The sequence below is a fragment of the Streptomyces sp. NPDC001732 genome (assembly GCF_053596315.1).
On sequence record NZ_JBSFFY010000010.1, the window covers coordinates 1 to 22,615 of the forward strand.

Consider the following 22,615-nt stretch of genomic DNA (forward strand, 5'->3'; position numbering starts at 1 on the left):
GCTCCAGCGCCGCACAGTCCGCCGCCGAGAGAGCCAGCCGGGCATCGGCACGGCCGAGACCGGCCAGAGCGAGAAAAGCGGGCGAAGGGCTCCCCCCGGGGCGGCTCGGCCCCGCCCCCGCCCCTGGCTGCGGCTGCGGCTGCGGCTGCGGCTCCACGGTGCGCTGCTGCGGCACTGCCGCGACAGGCGGTACGGGCGGCTGCGCCGGTACGGGCACGGGTGCGACGGCCTCCGCGACCTCCGCTACCTCTACAGCTCCTGCTGCTTCCTGTGGCGCGGGGCGGCGCTCCTCGGCGGCGAGGAAGGCGTCCCACCACTCGTTGTCGTGGGCGACCCGGGACCAGAACGTACGGGTGACCCAACGGACCCGCCCACCGCCCTCACCGCTCAGGCACCGGACAAGCCGCAGATGACCGGCCACACCCAGAGCCTGCAACGCACTGCCGACGGCCATCTGCCCGTACAGCGGCAGGTTCTTGGCCAACGACTTGATGTCCATCGCCGCCCCCTCCGGCAACGCGTCGACGTAACCCGCGATGTACCGCTCACGCTCGGGCAGAAACGCGAAATCACCTTCAAGAGGCGGACGTTGCCCCGGAACGGAACGCTTTCCGTAACCGGGCCGGGCCTTCGGATGAAAGGCCGAATGGGGGAGCAGGGATGCGGGCGCGCGCAGGGCACGGCTAAGGTTCACAACAGCCACGGGATCGCTTTCTAAGGTGTTCGATCTTGGGGTCAGACCCCGGCCGGTGCTTCCAACACCGCGTCCGGGGTCGTTACGTTCGGCACCGTAAGCAGCCGCGACTCCGCGCCGCAAGTCGGTCACGATTAGTCATACTTGCTGGCCGTAACGGGCACGGGAGGGCGGGAAGGTTTCCCCAACCTCCCTTTCCAACCAACCGGTTGGACAACATCGCTCGAATCCCGACACTCGAAACCCGGCCCCCGAAGCCCGAAGCTCAAGCCCCGGCCCCGAGCCCCCTCCCGTACCCACGAACGAGTGAACGGCCCGCTCCGAAGCTCGAAACCCGGCTCTCGAAGCTCGGGTTCCGGCTGACCGAGGAACCTCACCGGGCAGAAGCTGACGGCGTTCCTCCGCCTTCTTCCTGGACGGCTACGGCGGCGCGGCGCGCGTGGGCGAGGTTGTTGCGGGTGATCAGGGTGTTGGGGTGGGTGTCACCCAGGACCTGCTCGCACTGGGCGAGGGCGGTCTCGTACAGGGAGATGGCACGGGCGAGGTCACCGGCCTCCCGGTAGGCGTGGGCGAGGTTGTTGCGGCTGTTCAGGGTGTCGGGGTGGGTATCGCCCAGGGCCTGCTCACGCTGGGCAAGGGTGATCTCGTGCAGAGAGACGGCACGGTCCAGATCACCGGCCAACTTGTAGGCACTGGCGAGGTTGTTGCGACTGATCAGGGTGCTGGGATGGGTGTCACCCAGCAGTTGCTCGCGCTGGGCGAGGGTGGTCTCGTACAAGGGGATGGCACGGTCCAGGTCACCGGCCTCCTGGTAGGCGTGGGCGAGGTTGTTGCGACTGATCAGAGTGGCGGGGTGGGTGCCGCCCAGGACCTGCTCACGCTGGGCGAGAGTGATCTCGTGCAGAGAGACGGCACGGTCCAGATCACCGGCCGACTCGTAGGCGTGGGCGAGGTTGTTGCGGGTGATCAGGGTGTCGGGGTGGATGTCGCCCAGCACCTGCTCGCACTGGGCGAGGGTGATCTCGTGCAAGGGGATGGCACGGTCCAGGTCACCGGCCGACTCGTAGGCGCAGGCGAGGTTGTTGCGGGTGGTCAGGGTGTCGGGGTGGGTGTCCCCCAGGACCTGCTCGCGCTGGGCGAGGACGGCTGTGCGCAGGGGGATGGTGTGGGCGTCGCGTCCCTGGTGGGCCAGGTACCGGGCGACGGCCAGCCAGGCGTTGACGGTTTCCACCAGGACTGGTTGGCGGGGCGGTGTTGTTTCGGCGAGGGCAAGGGCGTGGGGCAGGAGGCGTTCGAAGCCCTGGTGGTCGGTGTCCTCGTCGGGAACGGCTTCGCCGAGGAGGTGTTCGGCGTCCTGGCGGCCGGGCGGCGGGCTGTCGGGGCCGGTGGCGGGGCGGTGGCGCAGGACGGTCTGGACGAGGCGGTGGACGCCGACGCTCTGGCGGTCGGCGCTGAAGGAGATCATGTTGTAGGCGTGCAGGACGCCCAGGGCCTCGCCCAGTTCGCGGGGGTGGGGGCAGAGCGGGGCGAGGAGGGTGCGGGGGATGGTGTCGGGGGCCAGCCAGGCCATTGCGTCGAGCAGGGTGATCGCCGTGGGGTTGCGGTGTTCGACGGCAACAAGGGTGTGGTGCCAGATGCGGGCGATGGTGCGTTCGGGGTCGATGCCGCCGGTGGCCGTGTCGATGACCTCGCCGAGCATGGCCCGGTAGCCGGCCAGGGAGGTTCCGGTCTCGAAGAGGTAGGCACCCGCCTGCTCCAGCGCCAGCGGCAGATGCCCGAGCGCGGCGGCCAGCAAACCGGCCTCCTCACGCTGTGGTGCGGTGGGGGTGCGGTCGGGGCCGAGGGCCAGGGTGCACAGCAGACCGGTGGCCGCCCCGGGCTCCAGCAGGCCCAGGGCCATGGTGGGAGCGATCGCGTGCCAGCCGGTCGCCGTGCGGCTGGTCGCCAGGTGATGCCCGTCGGGCAGCGCGCCGAGGTAGTGGCGCAGGTCCCGCGGGTCCTCCACGTTGTCGAAGACGAGCAGCCAGCCCGGGTGCCACTGCAGCCACAGCATCGCCCACGCCGCCCGCTCCGACACATCCGCACCCGCCGCCCACTGCGGACACAACCGCACCGCGAGCGAAGCCAGGCCCGCCACGATCTGCTCGGTGCTCTCCGCGTTCAGCCACCACACCAACCGGTAGGCATGCCGGTGGGTGTGGGCGTAGTGCAGGGCCAGGGTGCTCTTGCCGATCCCGCCCAGCCCGTGCACCGCCCCCGCCCCCGTTCCCACCCCGGCGACCTGGGTGACCACCGCCTCCCCACCCTCGGCCAACAGACCGTGCAGCCGGGCGAGTTCGTCCTCACGGCCCACGAACACACCCGAGGCCGAACCCGGCAGATTCCCCGCCCCCGGCGGCGCCTCCACCTCACGCGCCCAGCCCACCGCCTCGGCCGGCAACGTCACCACCCGGGCCCCGTCCCCCGTGATCGCCACCCCGACGTCACCGTTCACCGTGATGGACCGAGAGCCGTTCATCTGCGGGCTGTCGCCCCCGGCCACCGCACCACTGTCACCCGTCACGGCTTGATCGTCACGTTGTCCCCGGTGACGGCCGTGCCGATGTGCTGGGCCGCGATGGACCGCTCCCCCGACGCCGTTACGTTCACCGTCCCAACCGCCGCGGGCAGCAGCCCGGCCAGCTCGGCCAGCAACTCCTCGTCCTCACGCAGCGCCCGCTTGATCTGCTGACGAAGCGCCGCCGCCGCGTCCTCGTCCGCCGCGTTCCCCTCCACCTCCGCCACCGCGGCCTCCAGCTCCGCCCGGCCCTGCTCGCCGCGCCGATGCCACACCGCCTGCAGAACCCGCCGCCCCACATTCGCCGTCGCATCCACGGCGGCACTCTCGGCCCGGGTCAGCACCCCCACCCCGTACGCACCCACCGCCGCCGTCACATACGGCCCCGCCTGCTGCACCAACTCCGCGATCTCAGCGCTCATTCAGTCCCCCTCGGACGGCTTCTCCCGGACATGGCCGCTCCAGCGTAGAAAGTCCACGGCCGCCTCGTAACCCGGAACGCCTAAACCACTCCCTGGCGCAGGCGCGGATCGGTGATCATGGGCGCATGTTGCTTCCGATCACTCCCGAAAAAGCCGAACTCATCGAGGTCATACGCATCGTCGAACCGATGGCGTTGTACGGTTCCAAGGACCTGCCCGGTGATGAGGTCGCGCTCTGGGGGGCGCCCCGGACCGATCAGGTACTGGCTCTGATCAGTGACCTGCCGGACAGCGATCTGCGCCGCTGCTTCGCTCCGGGCTGGGGCATCCGGGTGCACGGCGCCACCGGTCTGCTCCTCCAACTGGCCTTCTGTTTCAACTGTCATGGGGTACGGCTGTGGGGACCGGCCGTCCCGGCCGAGCAGGAAGGGCTCCACGATTTTGATGCGGACAGCGCTCCCGCCCGGGAGCTGCTCCAGCTGTTCCGCGAGGCCGGGTCCGACTGAGTTCGATGGCTTGGCGGCCCTTCGGCCCGTCGGTCGTCAGGAGTTGCGCCACAGCTGGGTCGCGTCCGAGGAGTTGCAGGCCGCCACCTGGAAGGAGATGGTGCTGAATGCCTGCAGGCAGCGGTTCTCGGCGACGTTCACCAGGGTGTGGCCGTTGGAGGTCTTGGCCCCGATCCGCCAGGTCTGGGAGTCGGAGGCGTTGCAGGGCTCGGTGGCCAGCCCTGCGTAGCCGTTCGACTTGAGGCATTTGCCGCTGCCCTGGCCGACCAGCTTGAACTTGCCGCCGGACGTGGGCCGGTACGTCCACTTGTAGTAGAGCGTGGCCCCGTTGTGCGCCGGCTCGCCGCACACCGAATTCATGATCATGGAGCCTCCGAAGCCGGAGTAGGACTCGCCCAGGCACCTCTTCACGGAGGCGTTCTTGAGGTAGTACTGCCCCGAGGGCGCCGGTACCTGCCCGCCGCCGCCCGACCCACCGGAACCGCTGGAACCACCGGAGCCCGAACCCGATCCGGAACCAGAGCCGGACCCCGAGCCGGAACCCGAACCCGAGCCCGAACCGGCCGAGTCCCCGGAGCCGCCGGAACCGTCGGAACCGGAGCCCCCGGCACCGCCGCCGTCGCCCGCTTTCTTTCCGTCGTCGCCCGGCTTCGACTTGCCGGAGGACTTGCCCGGCGAGGCGGACCGCGAGGGCGACGCGGAGCCGGACGAGCGGGAGGGCGAGGCCTCGGAGCCCGGGGACCGGCCGTCCGCACCGGGCCCGGTCGGTGAAACGGTGACCGACGGCGCCGGACCGGCACGGTCCGCGTCTCGGGAGGGGCCGATCACGTAGGGGCCGAGCGCGATGGTCACGGTGGTGCCCACGGCCACGATCGGGAGCGCGACGAGCAGCACCCGGGTACGGCGTTCGCGCGGCTTGCGGGCCATGGGACCGGTCGTCCCGCCTCCGTCCCCGGGCCTGTCGCCGTCCCCGGCCTTGTCTCCGTCCCCGTCCCCGGACCGGTCGAGCTTCACGACGGGGGTCGGCATGTGTGTGTCCGGGTCCGGCTTCGGTTCCGGTTCGGGCTCCTCGGCCGGTGGCGGGGTCGCCGCGAACGCCGCCCGTTCGGAGATCCGCTCCGTGACGGCCCTCGGCCACAACTCGGTTGCGTCGGCGGGTACATGGGCGTCGGCGGCCTCGACGATCTCGGCGGCGGTCGGCCGGTCCGCGGCGTCCTTGGCGAGACACGCCTCGACCAGCGCCGCCAGCTCCGGATCGATCTCGGGCAGCCGGCCGAGGTCGGCCTCGGTGTGGACGATGCGGTAGAACAGGCCGGGCCCCGACCCGTCACCGAACGGCGGTCGGCAGTTCGCCGCGAACAGCAGCAGCCCGGCGAGCCCGAACACATCCGCCGCGCCGGTCAACTCCCGCTCGGCCAGGGCTTGTTCGGGAGCCATGTAGGCGGGCGTACCGATGACCATGCCGGTCCTGGTCACCCTGCTCTGGTCGGCCGCCCGAGCCACCCCGAAGTCGATCAGGGTCACGCCGTCGAGGGTCAGCATGATGTTGGAGGGCTTGAGGTCGCGGTGCACCATGCGGGCGTCGTGCACGGCGTGCAGGCCCTTCGCACCGTCGCGCAGCAGCCGCCAGAGGCTGTCGGCGGGCAGCGGGCCGCCGTTCAGCCGCAGCGCGTCGCTCAGGGTGACGCCGGGGATGTACTCCGTGGCGAACCACGGCGGCTGCGCCGTGCGGTCACTGGCCAGCAACCGCGCGCTGACCCCGGTCGGCAACTTGGCGAGATTGTCGAGTTCGTGCCCGAAGTGGGCCAGGAAGTCCTTGTCGGCGGCGAGCACCGGCAACACCTGCTTGACGGCCGCGTACCGCCCCGCCGAAGTACCGAGATAGACCCGGCCCATCCCGCCGACGCCGAGCACCCCGAGCAGCCTGAAGGCCCCGATCCGCCGGGGGTCGTCCGGCTCCGTCGGCTTCGCTCCGCTGCCACGCAAACGTGACTCTTGTTCAGGTCCCCCGTGCATGGCCACAGGCTAACCCAGCCCGAACGGGCACACGACTGGCCCAACTGCGTTTGAAAACCGCCAGTTGGGCGGAATTGGAGAGTCCGCAGCGGCGGCGCTCACCGGGCCGAGGACACCGGGCGGGCCCCTCGGTCCGGTGTCCCGAACCCGTGGGCCCGGGGCAACCGGTCTCAGTTCTCCGCCGAAGCCGCCCCGTCCCGCCAGGCTCAGTCCTCCGCCGAAGCCGCCCCGTCCCGCCAGTCTCAGCCCTCCGCCGGAACCACCCGTCCCGCCAGGCTCAGTCCTGCGCCGGAATCACCCGTCCGGTCAGCGCCGCGAGCGAGTTCCGTACGTGCGTCATGTGCGCCTGGACTTCCTCCCGGGCCTCCTCGTGCTCCCGCAGGATCCGCTCCGTCTCCCGCACCACCCGCTCCTCGCGGACCCGGGCCTCCGCGATCAGCTCCGCACCCCGCGCCTCGGCGTCCTCCTGGCCGTGCCGCGCCGCCTCCTCGGTCTTCGCGAGCGCCCGCCGCGCCTCGGCCAGGTCGTCCTCCGCCCGCCGGATCGCCTCGTCGTGCCGCGCCGCCTGCGCGGCCTCGGCCTCGGCCAGCTCGTGCTCGGCCGCCTGCCACCGCTCGGCGTGCTCCTGCTCCTGGTGGGCGAGGACGCTCGCGGTGCGCTCGACCGTCGTGGCCATCATCGCCTCCGCCTCCTCCCGCACCCGGACGGCCTCCTCGCGCGCCTCCTCGACCGTCCCGTCGGCGGTGCCCCGGGCCACGGCCAGCGTCTCGTCGGCGTACTTCTCCGCCGCCTCCCGCATCGCCCCGGCGTCCGCCCGCGCCGACTCGCCGAGCGCCGCGCCCGCCTCGGCCGCCGCGTCCCGCAACGCCTGCGCCTCCCCCTGGGCCTCCTCCCGCAGGGCCCGGTCCTCCTCCCGGGCGAGCGCCAGGATCTGCCGGGCGCGCTCGCCCAGCGACTCGTACTCCTGCGGGGCGAGCGTGGCGACGACCTCGTTCAGCCGCACCGACTCGGCCGACAACTCCTCCACCAGGGCCGTGAGCCGGGACAGCTCCTCCAGCGCCTCGTCCCGCTCGGCCGAGAGCCCGGCCACGTAACGGTCCACCTGCTCCGGACGGTAGCCACGTCCCCGTACGCCGACGAAGCCATGCGCGGACACCCGTGCAGAACTCATCCCTTGACGCCTCTTTCCGACTCTCCGACCACCGGCACTAGGTCAAGGATGCGGCAATTGGCCAAGAAGTCGGAATCGATCAACTGCTTTCCGGACGGAAGCGACAGGCATCACAGGCCGCCGACGCGCACGGTCCGTGACCCCCGGTGCACAGCATGGTGCCCGGCTCCTTCCGGAAGGAGCCGGGCACCATGCTGAACCCGTCGGATCGAGCCGGACCGGGCCGGGCCGGATCAGATCAGCCCGTCCCACATCTGCTCGAGCAGTACGGACCACCAGCTCTCCGGCGACGCCAGCGCCGCCGCGTCCAGCGCCACCAGCTGCGCCTGGAAGTCGACCGTCCAACGACCCGCCTGCTCCGGGTTGAGCCCGAAGCGCAGCCGCCACATCCGGCCGAGCAACGCCATCGACCGCTGGAACTCCGCCAGCCCGGTGTTCACGAACTGCGGCGGCACCGACTGCCCGCCGGGCCCGGCCTCCACCGGCACGGCCACGATGTTCGCGGTGCCGTACTGCACACAGAGCGCCCGCCCGAAGTCGGACCCCATGACGAGGTACGACCCCGCGTCCGGCGCGGCCTGCACCTGGCGCTGCGCGGCCAGCTCGGCCAGTGTCGGCACCACCGGCTGACCCGGCTGCGCCCAGAAGAACGGACCGAAGTCCGCCGGCAGCCCGCCCCACACCAGCGTGCGCGCCACCTCCTCGGGCACGCCCTGGCGCGACACCGAGCGCTGGTCGAACCGCAGGATGCCCTGCGGCCCGAAGGTCTGCACCAGCTCCTCGGCGATGACCTCCGGCGGCACCTGCGGCGCGGGCGGCATCTGCGGCAGCGGCGCCCGCACCGGCGCCGGACGGGCCGGGCCGTCCGCCACCTGGTGCAGCTCGCCCTGGTGCGTGAGCAGGTGCTGCATGCCCTGCTGACGACTGGCGTGGTCCGTGCCGTACGGAGCGACGCTGGTGATCCGCACCTGCGGCCAGGTCTCCCGGATCATCCGCGCGCAGTAACCGCCGGGCAGCTCGCAGGACTCCAGCTCGGTGTGCAGCTCGATGACCTGCTGCGGCGGCACGTTCATGGCCCGCAGCTCGTGCAGCATCTGCCACTCGGGGTGCGGGGTGCCGGGCGCCGAACGGCGGATCAGCTGCTGCTCGCTGCCGTCGGGGGCGCGGTAGCGCAGCACGGCCTGGTAGCCGGGGCCGACGGTCGGCTGACCGGTCGGCGCCTGCGGATAGCCGTACCCGGCGTGCGGCGGGGTGTGCTGGTTCGGCGGTACGGGGCCGGGGGCCCCGCCCGGCGGCATTCCGGGCGCGCCGGGAGGACCGGGCGGGCCGGGGGGCTGCGGAGCACCGGGGCCGCCCATCATGCTCGGGTCCGCCAGCATCGTCGCGGCATGGTGCACCCCACCACCCGGCGGCGGCGTCGAACCAGGCGGAGGCGGCGGCGTCGGAGCACCAGGAGGACCGGGGGGCGTCGGAGCACCAGGCACACCAGGAGGACCAGGAGGCTGCGGCGCACCAGGCGCGCCGGGAGGACCGGGCGGGCCGGGGGGCTGCGGCGCGCCGGGGCCGCCCATCATGCTCGGGTCCGCCAGCATCGTCGCGGCATGGTGCACCCCACCACCCGGCGGCGGCGTCGAACCAGGCGGAGGCGGCGGCGTCGGAGCACCAAGCGCACCAGGCGCACCAGGCGCACCAGGAGGCTGCGGCATTCCGGGCGCGCCAGGAGGACTGGGCGGACCCGGAGGCTGCGGCGCGCCGGGGCCACCCATCATGCTCGGGTCCGCCAGCATCGTCGCGGCATGGTGCACCCCACCACCCGGCGGCGGCGTCGAACCAGGCGGAGGCGGCGGCGTCGGAGCACCAGGCGCACCAGGAGGACCGGGGGGACCGGGCGGCGTCGGAGCACCAGGAGGACCAGGAGGCTGTGGCGCACCCGGGCCGCCCGTCTGGGAGGCGAGCTGGGGCGGCAGGTACCCGCCCGCCGGAGCACCGGGCGCACCCGGCCCCGAGGGCGGCGGCACCGGAGCGCCGGGCCTGGCGCCCGGGGCGCCGGGAGCACCGGGCGGCGGCGGGGTCGACGAACCGCCCCCGCGCGGCTGCACGGCGGCCTTGCTGGTGGCCGCGTCCGCGATGCCGACGGGACCCGGAGCACCCGGCGGAACGGCCGGGGCGCCCGGGGGAACACCCGGAGCCGCCGGAGCGGGCGGCGCCCCGGGCGGCGGAGTACCGATTCCCTGCCGGTCCAGGCCGGGGACCAACGCCGTCGGGGGCAGCTGGCTACCGCCGGACATCAGCGCGGTCGGCGCGTCGGCCGGCACGACCGGCGGCGGGGCGTTCTCGTCGTCGGCACCGGAGAGCGGCGGTGCGAACACCGTGGCCGGCAGCGCCACCGCCCCCTCGTCGGAATGCGCGTTGGTGTCCGTACCGGCCCAGGGGGTGGCCCCGTCGGGCACGTTCGGCGCGGACGCCGGAGCGCCCGGCGCGGACGCCGGGACGCCGTCGTTGGCGGTGGGCTCGTACGCGACCTGCCCGCCCCGCGACCCCTGGTCGTCGGAGGCCGCGGAAGCGGGAACGGCCTGCGGCGGAGTCACCGGAGAGGCCGGGGCCGCCGGAGGAACGGGCGGCCCCGACGGCGCCGAGAACGGCGGAGGCGTCGAAGAAGCCGAAGCAGCGGGAGAGGAGGAAGAGGCCGGGGAGGAAGAAGAGGACTCGTCCTGCCCCCGGCCCTCACGGCGGTCCGGGATACCCAGCTTGTCCGCCGCCTCCTGGAGCCACTCCGGAGGGCTCAACAGGAACGACGTCTGATTCAGATCGATGCGCTGCGGCGGCTCCGGAGCAGCGGCCGGTGCCGCGTCGCTCCCGCCGTACTCCTCCTCGTACCGCCGGATCACCTCGCCCACCGGCAGCCCCGGCCACAAGGTGGCCTCACCGCTGTCCCGGGCGATCACCATCCGCTGCCGGCCGCCGTCCGAGACCGGCCCCTCGGCACGGTCCTCGGCCCACACGACGAAGCCCAGCTCGAACTCCCGCACCCGCACCTCACGGTGCTGGTACGCGGGCACGTCGCCGTTGATCCACTCGTCCGCACGCTCCTGCGCCTGCGCAAAGGTCACCATCGCGCTCACCCCTCCACCGGGACGGCCCGCGCGAAGCCGCCGTCCACCATCAGGTTCGCCACGGTCTCCAGCTCCGGCGGACTGCCCGCCAGGCGCTGCAGGAAGGCGTCGAAATCGGCACCGCACGGAAGCAGCAGCCGGTCCACCCGCTCCTGCACGCTCCAACCATCCCGGTCCCGGGCGTCGTCGTACGCGCAGAACCAGACCGAACCCGCGCCGTTGCCCCTCACCTTCACCGCGATGATGCCGCCCTGGACGAAACCGACGCCCAGGTAGTCCTTGGTGAGGTGGTCCCGCAGGCACTTGTTCACGTACACCAGGTCGTTCACGGCCGCCTCATCACGCACGGTGAAGAACGGCTGGTCGACCAGAAGCCCCAGCTCCGCGTCCAGCGCCGTACCGACCGGCGCCGAACCGCCCGCCGCCTTGAGGAAGGAACGGTACGCCCCGGGCAGCCGGTAGCCGAGGTCCTCCTCCACGCCCAGGACCTGCGCCTCGCTCACCGCCACGGCGCCCTTCGGCAGCCGGAAGTGCGCGGGCCGGGTCTCCTGCAACGGGCGGGTGCCCCGCTTGTCGTGGTCGACCGCGGTACCGGCGAGACCGCCGTGGTGCCTGAGCAGCGCCTTGACCTCGACCGGGACCAGCTCCATGCGCCGGCCGCCGGGCACGTGGTGCCAGGTCCAGCCGTGCGGCGTCGCGACCGCGGGAATCGTGTCCCACAGCTCGTGCCCGCTCGCCGCCAGCGCCGCATTGGCCGACACGTAGTCCGTCAGCCGCAGCTCGTCGACGCCGAAACCCTCCGGCGGCTCGGCGATCTCGGCGGCAGCACGGGCGTACGGCGCGAAGACCGGGCTCCCGCGCTCGTCCATGCGCACGCCCCCGGGGTGGCGGGACGCCCGGACCGGGTCCGGGAAATGCACGAGCTGCCCGGCGTAGGCCGCGTTCGGTGGCGCGGCTTGATGCCCGAGCCGACCTGTCGTCATGGCGGTTGCCCCCTGCTGCGTCTGGCTGATGAGGACCGGCCGCCCGTATGGGAAACGGTCCGCAGACAGCCTATGCGGTGGTGCAAGGGCCGGTCTCGCCCATGTGACCTGTCCTACGCCACCCCCCACCACACCCGTAACCAACCGTCACATCTCCGTGACCCACGAGCGACGCTCCCGCCACGGACGAGCGACACGGAGACACGTTTCACTGCCCCAGCTTCCCCGCGAGCCCGGACATTTGGCAGGCTGTCACCGCAACTCGGGGGCGTGCACCACGCGCAGCTACCGCTGCGGGCACGGGAGGGAAAGCACCATGCACACCGCACAATCAGTCACATCGGGGGATCCGCGCCTCAGCTGGAGCAGCACCGGAACCAGCCGCACCCCCCTGCTGCACCACCGCCGCGACGGCATCCTGCCGGCCGTGGCCGCGGCGCTGTCCGTACGCGGCGAAACGCTCACCTGCACCGCGGGCAAGGGCGACCGGCCCCCCGTGCTGCACCCCCTGGTCCAGGACTTCCTCGACACCCTCCCCAGCGGTCAGCGCGAACGCTTCACCGGCCGCTGCCCCGAGGCGATACTGCTCTCCCGGCACCTCACCGCCGCCGAATCCACCCGCTCCAAGCGCGCCCAGCGCAAGCCGCTGACCAACGGCGAGGCCCGGCGCGCCCTGAAGCACTCCCGGCTCACCGCCCGGCGCATCCGCGAGGACGGCGACCCGATGCACGGCAGCTACGCACCACCGTGCCGCTCCTGCGCACCGATGCTCGCCCACTTCGGCGTACGTCCCGTCGACCTCATGACCACCGGGGCGGCCACCGCCGCCGAGAAGGGCTGACCGCGCGCCGATGCTCGACCGAACAGATCTGCCCGGACAGACGGGCCCCGCGCAACGCGACCGTCACTCCTCGACCCGCTTCGCCGTGTCCGTCGACGCCGCCCTGCGCGCCGCGGGCTGGCAGCCCGGCCGCTGGGACATCCGACAGGCCGAGGAATGGGCCGACACCCTGCGCTCGCACACCTCCCCCGCCGGCCACCGGCACGCGGTCTTCCCCGCGGCCGTGGAGGCATGGGCGGAATTCGGCGGACTGCGCATCACCGCGTCCGCACCCGGCCGGCAGATCGCACCGGCCCCCGTGCACATCGACCCGCTGCGCGGACTGCACCTCGCCCGCACCCTCGGCGACCTCGGCCGGGCGCTGGGGACCGAGATCAGCCCGCTGGGCGAGGAGGGCGACGGACAGGCGGTCCTGGCCATCGACACGGAGGGCCGCGTGTACAGCATCGACCACACCGGGGACTGGTACCTCGGCCCGGACATCGACCAGGCCCTGGCCACCCTGGTCACGGGCATCCAGCCGGACCGCCTGGTCACGGGCTGACCCGAGCGCCCCTCCCCCACGGCACGCGAGGAACCCCGCCCCGGGCCGGGCGCAGGACCGGGCCCGGCGTCAGGCCGCGCCCCGGTCCGGCAGTACGGCCGACACCCGGAAACCCCCCGCGTCCGTCGGGCCGGACACGAACACACCCCCGAGCCCCAGCACCCGCTCCCGCATGCCGACCAGCCCGTTGCCCCCGCTCGGCAGCCCCGCGTCCGCCGTCGCCGCGTCCGACGGCCCGTTCTCCACCTGCATCGCGACCTCCGAGCCCCGGTGCGCCAGCCGCACCCACGTCCTCGCACCGGCCGCGTGCTTGTGCACGTTCGTCAGGGCCTCCTGCACCACCCGGTACGCGGTCTGCTCGACCTCGGGGGCGTACGCGCGGGCCTCGCCGTCCACCGACAGCTCCACCGTCATCCCGGCCGCCCTGGACTCCCCCACCAGGATCTCCACCTCGTGCAGCCGGGGCCCGTCCTCCACCGGCGCGGACGCGGCCGCCGCCACCGCCCGCCCGACCGAGGCCAACGGCACCTGCCCCGACGCGGCCGTCACCGACTCCCCCGACCGCAGCACACCGAGCATCTCGCGCAGCTCCGTGAGCGCCTGCCGTCCCATGTCCCCGACCAGAGCCGCATTGCGCACCGCCTTCGCCGGGTCCTTCGGCGCGACGGCCTGGAGCGCGGCGGCGTGCACCACCATCAGGCTGACCCGGTGGGCGACCACGTCGTGCATCTCGCGCGCGATCCGGGTCCGCTCCTCCGTACGCGCCCACTCGGCACGTTCCTCGGCCCGGTCGGCCAGCAGCGACAGCTCCCGCTCCAACGAGTCCGCCCGCTCCCGCAGGCTCTCCATCAACCGCCGCCGGGCCCCTATGTACAGCCCGAGCAGCACGGGCGGCGCGGTGAGCCCGAGCGACATGAAGAGCGAGATCAGCGGTACGTACCAGTCACCGGGTCCCAGATCGGCCTGCTCGGCGACGCTCTGCCGCAGCCGTACGTACGTGACGATGAACGTCCCCGCGAAGGACATCCCGGTCAGCACCGCGGTGATCCTGCGCGGCACCTCCGAAGCGGCCAGGGAGTACAGCCCGACCAGGCCCATCAGGAAACCCATCCCGGCGGGCGTCATCGCGACCGTGACCAGCACCACGGCGATCGGCCACCGCCGCCGCACCACCAGCACGGCCCCCGCGAGCAGCCCGAACACCACGCCCATCGGCACCGGCAGCCCGGTGTCCCCGGCGAACTCCACCCCCTCCAGCGCACACTCCAGCGCCGAGACCAGCGCCAGCCCCACGTCCAGGGCGACACTGCGCCGCCGCTCCCACCACCAGTAGCCGCGGGTGGTCGATCCCGCCGCCTCCCGGTCTGCCCCCGTTGCGGTCATGGCATCCACCCTACGGGCGTGCGCACCTCATTTTCGGGCGACCCGGACAGCAACGTCCCGCCTTCGACAGGAGGCGAAACCGCCACTTATGGCTTGAAATGGCGAATCGGGCAGACTTTCACATCGGGCGTCTGCATTCCGGACGACGTTCGGCATATGACGGAGATCACGAGCAAATACGTCGACTTCGAAGGCCTGCGCGAAAAAATGATCGCCCGGCGCGACCGGGAGGCGAACCTCCGGCGGCGCGACGAGACCGCCGACGCCGCGCCGACGGAGCGGTTCCGGGCCGCCCGTGGTGCGCGTCCCGAAAAGTGCCGACCCGTACCGTCGCGTCGAAGGCCGGCGGTACGGCATAGTAGGGGCTGCCTCGATGACTGATCACCAAGATCGGGCATAGGGGGCGATCCATCCCGGGTCGTCTAATGGCAGGACAAATGGTTTTGGTCCATTGAATGAGGGTTCGATTCCTTCCCCGGGAGCACCAGGACGGGCCCCGACCAGCAAGGTCGGGGCCCGTACCCATGTCCGCCCGAAAGCCCCCCGGTATCCTTCGGATGTCCACCACCCGAAGCCGAAGGGCATTTCCGTGAGCTCCGAACGCCCGGCAGCCGTCGTCGTCCTCGCAGCGGGTGAGGGCACCCGCATGAAGTCGAAGACCCCCAAGGTCCTGCACGAGATTTCCGGGCGATCGCTCGTCGGACATGTCGTCGCCGCCTCCCGCGAGCTGGACCCCGAGCACCTCGTCGTGGTCGTCGGCCACGGCCGCGAGCAGGTCACCGCACACCTCTCCGCCGTCGACGACCGGCTGCGGACCGCCCACCAGGCCGAGCAGAAGGGCACCGGCAACGCGGTGCGCGTCGGGCTCGACGAGCTGGGCGGCACCGTCGACGGCACCGTGATCGTCGTCTGCGGCGACACCCCGCTGCTCTCCGGCGAGACGCTCCGCGCGCTCGCCGCCACCCACACGGCCGATTCCAACGCCGTCACCGTGCTGACCGCCGAGGTCCCGGACTCCACCGGCTACGGGCGCATCGTGCGCGACCCGGCCGACGGCGCCGTCACCGAGATCGTCGAGCACAAGGACGCCACCGACGCCCAGCGCGAGATCCGGGAGATCAACTCCGGGGTCTTCGCCTTCGACGGCCGACTGCTCGCCGAGGCGCTCGGCAAGCTCGGCACCGACAACAGCCAGGGCGAGGAGTACCTCACCGACGTCCTGTCCATCCTGCGCGGGGCGGGGCACCGGGTCGGCGCCTCGGTCGCCGGAGACCACCGCGAGATCCTCGGCATCAACAACCGGGTCCAGCTGGCCGAGGCCCGGCGGCTGCTGAACCAGCGGCTGCTGGAGCGGGCCATGCTGGCGGGCGTGACCGTCGTGGACCCGGCGTCCACGCTGATCGACGCCACCGTCACCTACGAGCGGGACGCGGTCGTGCACCCGGGCACCCAGCTGCTCGGCACCACGCACCTCGCCGAGGACGCCGAGGTCGGCCCCAACTCCCGGCTCAAGGACACCGTCGTCCGTGCGGGCGCGCGCGTGGACAACACGGTCGCCGACGGGGCGGAGGTCGGCGAGGGCGCGACGGTCGGCCCGTACGCCTATCTGCGACCCGGCACCAGGCTCGGCACGAAGGCCAAGGCCGGTACGTACGTGGAGATGAAGAACGCCACGATCGGCGAGGGCACCAAGGTCCCGCACCTGAGCTACGTGGGCGACGCGACGATCGGCGACCACACCAACATCGGTGCCGCCAGCGTCTTCGTGAACTACGACGGCGTGGCCAAGCACCACACCACGATCGGCTCCCACTGCCGTACCGGCTCGGACAATATGTTTGTGGCGCCTGTCACGGTCGGGGACGGCGTCTACACCGCCGCGGGCTCGGTCATCACCAAGGACGTGCCGCCCGGTTCGCTGGCCGTGGCACGCGGCCAGCAAAGGAATATCGAGGGTTGGGTGGCCCGCAAGCGTCCCGGGAGCGCCGCCGCGCAGGCGGCTCAGGCGGCCGCTCCGGAAGTCACCGACGAAAGCTGACCGGAAACAGGCACGCCGGGCACGGCGTACCGTGATAGGTGCTCACCCCATTTCGGCTGGCTCGTTGCACATCGGGACACATGCGTGCAGCGCCAGGAACACGTCTGAGGAGACTGTGCTGTGACCGGGATCAAGACGACCGGCGAGAAGAAACTGATGCTCTTCTCCGGCCGCGCCCACCCCGAGCTGGCCGAGGAGGTTGCGCACCAGCTGGGTGTCGGCCTCGTGCCGACGAAGGCCTTCGATTTCGCCAACGGTGAGATCTACGTCCGCTTCCAGGAGTCGGCCCGTGGCGCCGACTGCTTCCTGATCCAGAGCCACACGGCCCCGATCAACAAGTGGGTCATGGAGCAGCTGATCATGCTGGACGCGCTGAAGCGCGCTTCGGCCCGTTCCATCACGGTGATCGTGCCGTTCTACGGCTACGCCCGGCAGGACAAGAAGCACCGTGGTCGTGAGCCGATCTCGGCCCGTCTGATCGCCGACCTGATGAAGACGGCGGGTGCCGACCGCATCCTCACCGTCGACCTGCACACGGACCAGATCCAGGGCTTCTTCGACGGTCCGGTCGACCACCTCTTCGCGCTGCCGATCCTGGCCGACTACGTGGGTGCCAAGGTCGACCGTTCGAAGCTGACGGTCGTCTCCCCGGACGCCGGCCGGGTGCGGGTCGCCGACCGTTGGTGCGACCGGCTGGACGCCCCGCTCGCGATCGTCCACAAGCGGCGTGACAAGGACGTCGCCAACCAGGTGACCGTCCACGAGGTGGTCGGCAACGTCAAGGGCCGGGTCTGTGTCCTGGTCGACGACATGATCGACACCGGTGGCACCATCTGTGCCGCGGCGGACGCGCTGTTCGCGCACGGCGCCGAGGACGTGATCGTGACGGCGACGCACGGTGTGCTGTCGGGTCCGGCCGCGGACCGGCTGAAGAACTCCAAGGTCAGCGAGTTCGTCTTCACGGACACCCTGCCGACCCCGGCCGAGGTGGACCTCGACAAGATCACGGTGCTGTCGATCGCGCCGACGATCGCGCGCGCGGTGCGCGAGGTGTTCGAGGACGGTTCGGTGACCAGCCTCTTCGAGGAGCAGTGAGCCTCCTCTTCGAGGTGCGGTAACCACAGCGGTACCGAAGATCCACTTTGGGTGCGGCCTTCCCGGCGGGTAGACTCAGCGAGTTGCTCGGCGAGGGAGGCCGTACCCGTGTGTACGGCGGTCCGTTATCGACGCGCTCTTCGTAGCAGGTCTGTCGTGGGCCGGGTGACCGTCCGTTTTCCGTCACCCCACGAGGAGTGCAGTCATGGCTGAGGTCAAGCTCGCCGCCCAGATCCGTACCGAGTTCGGCAAGGGCGCCGCCCGCCGCACCCGTCGTGCCAACCTGGTTCCCGGTGTCATCTACGGTCACGGTGCCGAGCCGGTTCACGTGACGCTGCCGGGTCACGACCTGATGATGGCGCTCAAGACCGCCAACGTCCTGATCGGTCTGGACATCGAGGGCAAGGACGCCCTGGTCATCCCCAAGGCCGTGCAGCGCAACCCGCTCAAGGGCGACATCGAGCACGTCGACCTGCTGACCGTCAAGCGCGGCGAGAAGGTCAACGTCGAGATCGCGGTGCACGTCGAGGGCGACCTGGCGCCGGGCGGCAACCTCCTGGAGTACGTCCAGAACACCCTGCTCGTCGAGGCCGAGGCCACCCACATCCCCGAGTCCGTCACGGTCTCCGTCGCGGGCCTGGACGCCGGTGCGTCCGTTCTCGCCAAGGACATCCCGCTGCCGAAGGGCGCCGTGCTGGCCGGTGACGAGGACGCCGTCGTCCTCCAGGTCCTCGCCGCGCAGGCCGAGGAGCCGGCCGCCGAGGCCGCCGAAGAGGGCGCCGAGGCCTGAGCCTCGCCCTTGCTGCTTCACTGACGGGGCGGCGGTTCCTTGCCTGGGACCCGCCGCCCCGTCTCCCTGTACTCAGCCGTCGCACACGAGGAGACCGAGCAGAGATGTCCGATGCCACCGCACCCTGGCTCGTCGTGGGTCTCGGCAACCCCGGCCCCGAGTACGCGGCGAACCGGCACAACGTCGGCTTCATGGTCGCCGATCTGCTGGCCGAGCGGATCGGCGGGAAGTTCAAGCGGGCCCAGAAGGCCCAGGCGCAGGTCGTGGAGGGCCGTATCGGCCCGCCCGGACCGGCGAACCGGCGGGTGATCCTGGCCAAGCCGATGTCGTACATGAATCTTTCCGGTGGGCCGGTCACCGCGCTGCGCGACTTCTACAAGGTGCCGGTCGACCACATCGTGGCGGTCCACGACGAGCTGGACATCGACTACGGGACGCTGCGGCTGAAGCTGGGCGGCGGCGACAACGGGCACAACGGGCTGAAGTCGATGACGAAGGCGATGGGTCCGGACTATCACCGGGTGCGGTTCGGGATCGGCCGGCCGCCGGGGCGGATGCAGGTCGCGGACTTCGTACTGAAGGACTTCTCGTCCACGGAGCGCAAGGAGCTCTCCTACTTCGTGGACCGGGCCGCCGATTCGGTGGAGTGTCTGCTCGCGGAGGGCCTGGAGCGCGCGCAGAGCGCGTACAACTCCTGAGGCCGTCCGTCGGTGTCGTCCCGCCGGGTGTCGCCCGGGGACCTTTCGGCGGGGCAACTCTGACATTCCCGCCGGTAAGTCGGTGATTTTCGGCCATGAGTTGACCACGGCGTCGCTCTGCCCAAGGATCGCTGCCCATGAAGCGGAGCTCCTCCCCCCGCGCCCTGGTCTACGCCCGCAATGCCGCCATGGGCTGTGTCGTCCTGTTGTTGCTCGCGGCGGGTGCGTGGGCCTCCTGGGACAAGGCGCATCACATCGTTCTGTCCAAGGGCCGTGAGCACGGCACGATGACGGTGACGGGGTGTGGTGCCGATCTGTGCACCGGCCCGTTCGCGCCGTCCGGGCAAGCCGCCCCGCGTTCCCGGGTGGTGATCGAGAAGTCGGTGGCGGCCCGGCGGGGCGATGAGTTCTCCGTCGTGGTGAAGCCGGGAACGGACGACGTGGTGCGTACCGGGACGGCCGGTTTTCTGCATGCCTGGGTGCCGTTGGGCGGTGCGCTGCTGCTGGCGGGACTGATCATCGGCGGTGGTCTGCGGCTGCCCCGGATCGGCTGGGGCACCGGGATCGCGGGGGCGGTCCTGCTCGGGGCGACGTTCATCGCGCTGTGAGGCGCGCCCTGGTTCGCGGCGCGAGGCGCACCGTCGTTCGCAGCACAATGCGCGCCCCGATTCACGGCGCGAGGCGCACCGTGAACCACGGTGCGCCTCGCGTGGCGGGCGGGACCGGGCCCGCGTCCCGGTTGTGGCTCAGCCGGTGTTGCGCAGGCCCGCGGCGACCCCGTTGACGGTGAGCAGCAGGGCCCTGGACAGGAGCGGGTCGGCTTCCTCGCCGCGTTCTGCGGCCCGGCGCTGGCGGGCCAGCAGCGAGACCTGGAGGTAGGAGATCGGGTCGAGGTAGGCGTCCCGGATGGCGAAGGTCTGCTGGAGCACGGGGCTGGTGCCGAGCAGTTCGGATTCGCCGGTGACCTTGAGGACTTCCTGGACGGTGAGGGCGTGCTCGGCCTCGATGTCGGCGAAGACGTGCTTCAGTTCGTCGGGGACGAGTGTGTCGACGTAGTGGCGGGCGATCCGCAGGTCGGTCTTGGCGAGGGTCATCTCCACGTTGGAGATGAAGTTGCGGAAGAAGTGCCAGTGCTCGTGCATCTCGTCGAGGACGGTGTCCAGTCCGGCTTCGCGCAGTGCCTTGAGGCCGGATCCGACGCCGTACCAGCCGGGGACGATCTGCCGGGACTGGGTCCAGCCGAAGACCCAGGGGATGGCGCGCAGGCCGTCGAGTCCGGCGCCGGAGTCCGGGCGGCGGGAGGGGCGGGAGCCCAGGTGGAGTTCGGCGAGCTGGTCGACGGGGGTGGAGGCGAAGAAGTAGGCGGGCAGGTCGGGGTCCTCGACCAGCTTGCGGTACGCGGCGTGGGCGGCGTCGGAGACGGTGTCCATGGCGGCGTCCCAGCGGGCCAGGGCCTCGTCGGACTGGCGGGGTGCGGTGTGCAGGGCGGACGCCTGGAGGGTGGCGGCGACGGTGAGTTCCAGGTTCTCCCGGGCGAGGGCCGGGATGAGGTACTTGTCGGAGATGACCTCGCCCTGTTCGGTGACCTTGATCTCGCCTTCGAGGGTGCCCCAGGGCTGGGCGAGGATCGCGTCGTGGGAGGGGCCGCCGCCGCGGCCGACGGTGCCGCCGCGGCCGTGGAAGAGGCGCAGGCGCACGCCGTAGCGGTGGGCGACGTCGCGCAGGCGGCGCTGGGCGCGGTGGATCTCCCACTGGGAGGTGGTGATGCCGCCGAACTTGGAGGAGTCGGAGTATCCGAGCATGACCTCCTGGACGTCGCCGCGCAGGGAGACGAGGCGGCGGTAGGAGGGGTCGGCGAGCATTTCGTCGAGGATGACGTCGGCGGCGCGCAGTTCGTCGGTGGTTTCGAGGAGCGGCACGATGCCGATCTTGGCCCAGCCGGCGTGGAGGTCGATCAGGCCGGCCTCGCGGGCGAGGACGGCGGCGGCGAAGACGTCGTCGGCGCCCTGGCACATCGAGATGATGTAGGACTCGATGACTTCGGGGCCGAACCGTTCGAAGGCTTCCTTGATGGTGTGGAAGACGCCGAGGGTCTTCTGTCCGGCGGCGTCCAGCGGGGCCGGGGTGGGGGCGAGGGGGCGGCGGGAGCGGAGTTCCTTGGCGAGGAGCTTCTGCCGGTAGTCGCGGGGCATGTCGGCGTAGCGCCAGGATTCCTCGCCGAGGCGGTCGAAGAGCTGACCGAGGGCGTGGTGGTGGGCGTCGGCGTGTTCGCGGACGTCCATGGTGGCGAGCTGGAGGCCGAAGGCGGCGAGGGTGCGGATGGTGCGGTCCATGCGTCCGTCGGCGAAGAGGCCGCCGCGGTGTTCGCGCAGGGAGGTCTGGATGAGCTGGAGGTCGGCGAGGAGGTCGGCGGTGCCGAGGTAGTCGCAGCCGGGGCGGTGCGGGGTGCCGGAGGCGAGGCGTTCGCGGGTGTTGACGAGCTTCTGCCGGATACAGGTGGCCTTGAGGCGGTAGGGCTCCTCGGCGTTCAGCCGCTTGTAGCGGGGGCTGATCTCGGGGAGGCGTTCCAGGTCGGTTTCGAGGGAGGCGAGCAGTTCGTCGGTGGCACCGGTGTAGCGGATGGAGTTGGAGAGCAGTCCGCGCAGGTGGTCGATGAGTTCGAGGGCGTCGGTGATGCCGTGTTCGTGCTGGAGGATCAGCACTTCCCAGGTGACGGCGGGGGTCACGTTGGGGTTGCCGTCGCGGTCGCCGCCGATCCAGGTGCCGAAGGTGAGGGGGCGGGTGCCGGCGGGGAGTTCGATGCCGACCCGTTCCAGTTCGGCTGCGAGGTCCTCCAGTACGTCCCCGACGGCGTCGGCGTGCAGCTCGTCGAGGTAGTAGATGGCGTTGCGGGCCTCGTCGGCGGGCTCGGGACGTACGACGCGGAGTTCGTCGGTCTGCCAGATGAGGTCGATGTTCTCGGCGAGGCGGAGGTCCTGGCGGCGGCGGTCCGCCTCGACGACGGGGGTGTCCAGCAGGGCGGCGATGCGGCGGAGCTTGTTGAGGACGGAGCGTCGCGCGGCTTCGGTGGGGTGTGCGGTGAAGACGGGTCGTACGTTGAGGTTCTTGACGGTTTCGCGCAGGTGCTCGGGGTCGGCGTCCTTGAGCCGGTCGGCGGTGCGGGCGAGGAGTCCGCCCTCGGCGGCGCGTCGGTCGCGCATCTCGCGGGCGCGGTGCACCTGCTCGGTGACGTTGGCCAGGTGGAAGTAGGTGGAGAAGGCGCGCACGAGTTGTGCGGCGGTTTCCAGGTCCGTGTCGCCGAGGAGTTCGGCGGCGGCCTCGCCGTCGGTGCGGGTGAGGGCGCGTACGCGTTCGACGAGGTCGAGGAGTTCCTGGTTCTCCTGGCGTACGAGGGTCTCGCCCAGCAGGTCGCCGAGGCGTCGGATGTCGGCGCGCAGCTCGGTGCTGGCGGCGGGGGTCTGGTCGGCACTGCTCACGGTGTGCGGCTCCTTGCAGTGAATGAGGAGGTGCGGCGCTCGGCGTCTCCCCACAGGGATGGCGGTGTGAGACGGGTGGGCTGTTTCACCGGGGCCGCGGTCGGCGGCGGTGCCGGTGGGCCGCCCCGGGAAAGCAGAGTTGCGGACCGCGCTGTCCGACCCCACCAGGATAGGTGTCCATGTCGTCGGCGCCGCTCGGGCCCCGATCGGGTTCTCCGCTCGGTGGGGGTCCGTCGCGCTCTCGTGCCGGGGCCTCGGCGCTGCCATACTTACGTCGCCGTAGGTTAC

17 protein-coding genes, 1 tRNA gene and 1 pseudogene are annotated in these 22,615 nt (G+C 71.7%); 10 read left to right on the plus strand and 9 right to left on the minus strand.

Features of this window, described 5'->3' with window-relative positions; all coding sequences use genetic code 11:
* The 3 genes and pseudogenes from ACWCXX_RS13140 to ACWCXX_RS13150 all read right to left on the minus strand — a co-directional run.
* Positions 1–499: pseudogene (locus tag ACWCXX_RS13140) on the minus strand (MarR family transcriptional regulator); the annotation flags it as partial.
* A gap of 568 nt (positions 500–1,067) precedes the next feature.
* A complete protein-coding gene (locus ACWCXX_RS13145; protein ID WP_451126472.1) occupies positions 1,068–3,257 on the minus strand; it encodes a tetratricopeptide repeat protein in 2,190 nt (729 codons plus the stop codon).
* On the minus strand, positions 3,254–3,673 hold the full coding sequence (locus ACWCXX_RS13150) for a hypothetical protein (protein WP_451126474.1): 420 nt from the start codon (positions 3,671–3,673) through the stop codon (positions 3,254–3,256). The genes ACWCXX_RS13145 and ACWCXX_RS13150 overlap by 4 nt, the downstream gene beginning before the upstream one ends.
* Positions 3,674–3,798: 125 nt before the next feature.
* On the opposite strand from ACWCXX_RS13150, the gene ACWCXX_RS13155 reads away from it, so the two are divergent.
* The gene (locus tag ACWCXX_RS13155; RefSeq protein ID WP_451126476.1) at positions 3,799–4,179 is read left to right on the plus strand and encodes a hypothetical protein; all 381 of its coding nucleotides are present in this window, start codon (positions 3,799–3,801) and stop codon (positions 4,177–4,179) included.
* Positions 4,180–4,215: 36 nt separating this feature from the next.
* On the opposite strand, the gene ACWCXX_RS13160 is transcribed toward ACWCXX_RS13155, so the two are convergent.
* The 4 genes from ACWCXX_RS13160 to ACWCXX_RS13175 all read right to left on the minus strand — a co-directional run bounded on the left by ACWCXX_RS13160 (position 4,216) and on the right by ACWCXX_RS13175 (position 11,462).
* Positions 4,216–6,165, minus strand: a complete 1,950-nt coding sequence (locus ACWCXX_RS13160) for a protein kinase domain-containing protein (protein WP_451126478.1) — start codon at positions 6,163–6,165, stop codon at positions 4,216–4,218.
* Between the two features lie 307 nt (positions 6,166–6,472).
* The gene (locus ACWCXX_RS13165; protein ID WP_451126480.1) at positions 6,473–7,366 is read right to left on the minus strand and encodes a cellulose-binding protein; all 894 of its coding nucleotides are present in this window, start codon (positions 7,364–7,366) and stop codon (positions 6,473–6,475) included.
* A gap of 233 nt (positions 7,367–7,599) precedes the next feature.
* Positions 7,600–10,479 (minus strand): SUKH-4 family immunity protein, encoded by a 2,880-nt coding sequence (locus ACWCXX_RS13170; RefSeq protein ID WP_451126482.1) that lies wholly within the window; start codon positions 10,477–10,479, stop codon positions 7,600–7,602.
* A 5-nt stretch (positions 10,480–10,484) separates the two neighbouring features.
* Positions 10,485–11,462, minus strand: coding sequence for an SMI1/KNR4 family protein (locus ACWCXX_RS13175; protein WP_451126484.1), 978 nt, complete (start codon positions 11,460–11,462; stop codon positions 10,485–10,487).
* 316 nt (positions 11,463–11,778) lie between these two features.
* Between ACWCXX_RS13175 and ACWCXX_RS13180 the strand changes: the two genes are divergently transcribed.
* Both ACWCXX_RS13180 and ACWCXX_RS13185 read left to right on the plus strand, forming a co-directional pair.
* A complete protein-coding gene (locus ACWCXX_RS13180; RefSeq protein ID WP_451126486.1) occupies positions 11,779–12,303 on the plus strand; it encodes a YwqJ-related putative deaminase in 525 nt (174 codons plus the stop codon).
* Between the two features lie 10 nt (positions 12,304–12,313).
* Positions 12,314–12,847, plus strand: a complete 534-nt coding sequence (locus ACWCXX_RS13185; RefSeq protein ID WP_451126488.1) for an SUKH-3 domain-containing protein — start codon at positions 12,314–12,316, stop codon at positions 12,845–12,847.
* A gap of 69 nt (positions 12,848–12,916) precedes the next feature.
* Here the strand turns inward: ACWCXX_RS13185 and ACWCXX_RS13190 are convergent, their stop codons facing one another.
* Positions 12,917–14,230: a sensor histidine kinase gene (locus ACWCXX_RS13190; protein ID WP_451126490.1), complete on the minus strand. Its 1,314-nt coding sequence runs from the start codon at positions 14,228–14,230 to the stop codon at positions 12,917–12,919.
* Positions 14,231–14,248: 18 nt separating this feature from the next.
* Here ACWCXX_RS13190 and ACWCXX_RS13195 point away from each other — a divergent pair, with 18 nt between their 5' ends.
* From ACWCXX_RS13195 to ACWCXX_RS13225, 7 genes are all read left to right on the plus strand, one after another.
* Positions 14,249–14,611, plus strand: a complete 363-nt coding sequence (locus ACWCXX_RS13195) for a hypothetical protein (protein ID WP_451126492.1) — start codon at positions 14,249–14,251, stop codon at positions 14,609–14,611.
* 30 nt (positions 14,612–14,641) lie between these two features.
* Positions 14,642–14,712: transfer RNA gene (locus ACWCXX_RS13200), tRNA-Gln, on the plus strand.
* A 107-nt stretch (positions 14,713–14,819) separates the two neighbouring features.
* The gene (gene glmU / locus ACWCXX_RS13205) at positions 14,820–16,268 is read left to right on the plus strand and encodes a bifunctional UDP-N-acetylglucosamine diphosphorylase/glucosamine-1-phosphate N-acetyltransferase GlmU (RefSeq protein ID WP_451126494.1); all 1,449 of its coding nucleotides are present in this window, start codon (positions 14,820–14,822) and stop codon (positions 16,266–16,268) included.
* Between the two features lie 120 nt (positions 16,269–16,388).
* Complete coding sequence (locus ACWCXX_RS13210) at positions 16,389–17,363, plus strand: ribose-phosphate diphosphokinase (protein ID WP_451126496.1); 975 nt, start codon at positions 16,389–16,391, stop codon at positions 17,361–17,363.
* 205 nt (positions 17,364–17,568) lie between these two features.
* Positions 17,569–18,153 carry a 50S ribosomal protein L25/general stress protein Ctc gene (locus ACWCXX_RS13215; RefSeq protein ID WP_451126498.1) on the plus strand — a complete coding sequence of 195 codons (585 nt, stop codon included), beginning with the start codon at positions 17,569–17,571 and terminating at the stop codon, positions 18,151–18,153.
* Positions 18,154–18,257: 104 nt separating this feature from the next.
* Positions 18,258–18,851 (plus strand): aminoacyl-tRNA hydrolase, encoded by a 594-nt coding sequence (gene pth, locus ACWCXX_RS13220; RefSeq protein ID WP_148836515.1) that lies wholly within the window; start codon positions 18,258–18,260, stop codon positions 18,849–18,851.
* Positions 18,852–18,988: 137 nt separating this feature from the next.
* Positions 18,989–19,459 carry a hypothetical protein gene (locus ACWCXX_RS13225; RefSeq protein ID WP_451126500.1) on the plus strand — a complete coding sequence of 157 codons (471 nt, stop codon included), beginning with the start codon at positions 18,989–18,991 and terminating at the stop codon, positions 19,457–19,459.
* A 138-nt stretch (positions 19,460–19,597) separates the two neighbouring features.
* Here the strand turns inward: ACWCXX_RS13225 and ppc are convergent, their stop codons facing one another.
* The gene (ppc, locus tag ACWCXX_RS13230; protein WP_451126502.1) at positions 19,598–22,327 is read right to left on the minus strand and encodes a phosphoenolpyruvate carboxylase; all 2,730 of its coding nucleotides are present in this window, start codon (positions 22,325–22,327) and stop codon (positions 19,598–19,600) included.
* Positions 22,328–22,615 lie beyond the last annotated feature (288 nt).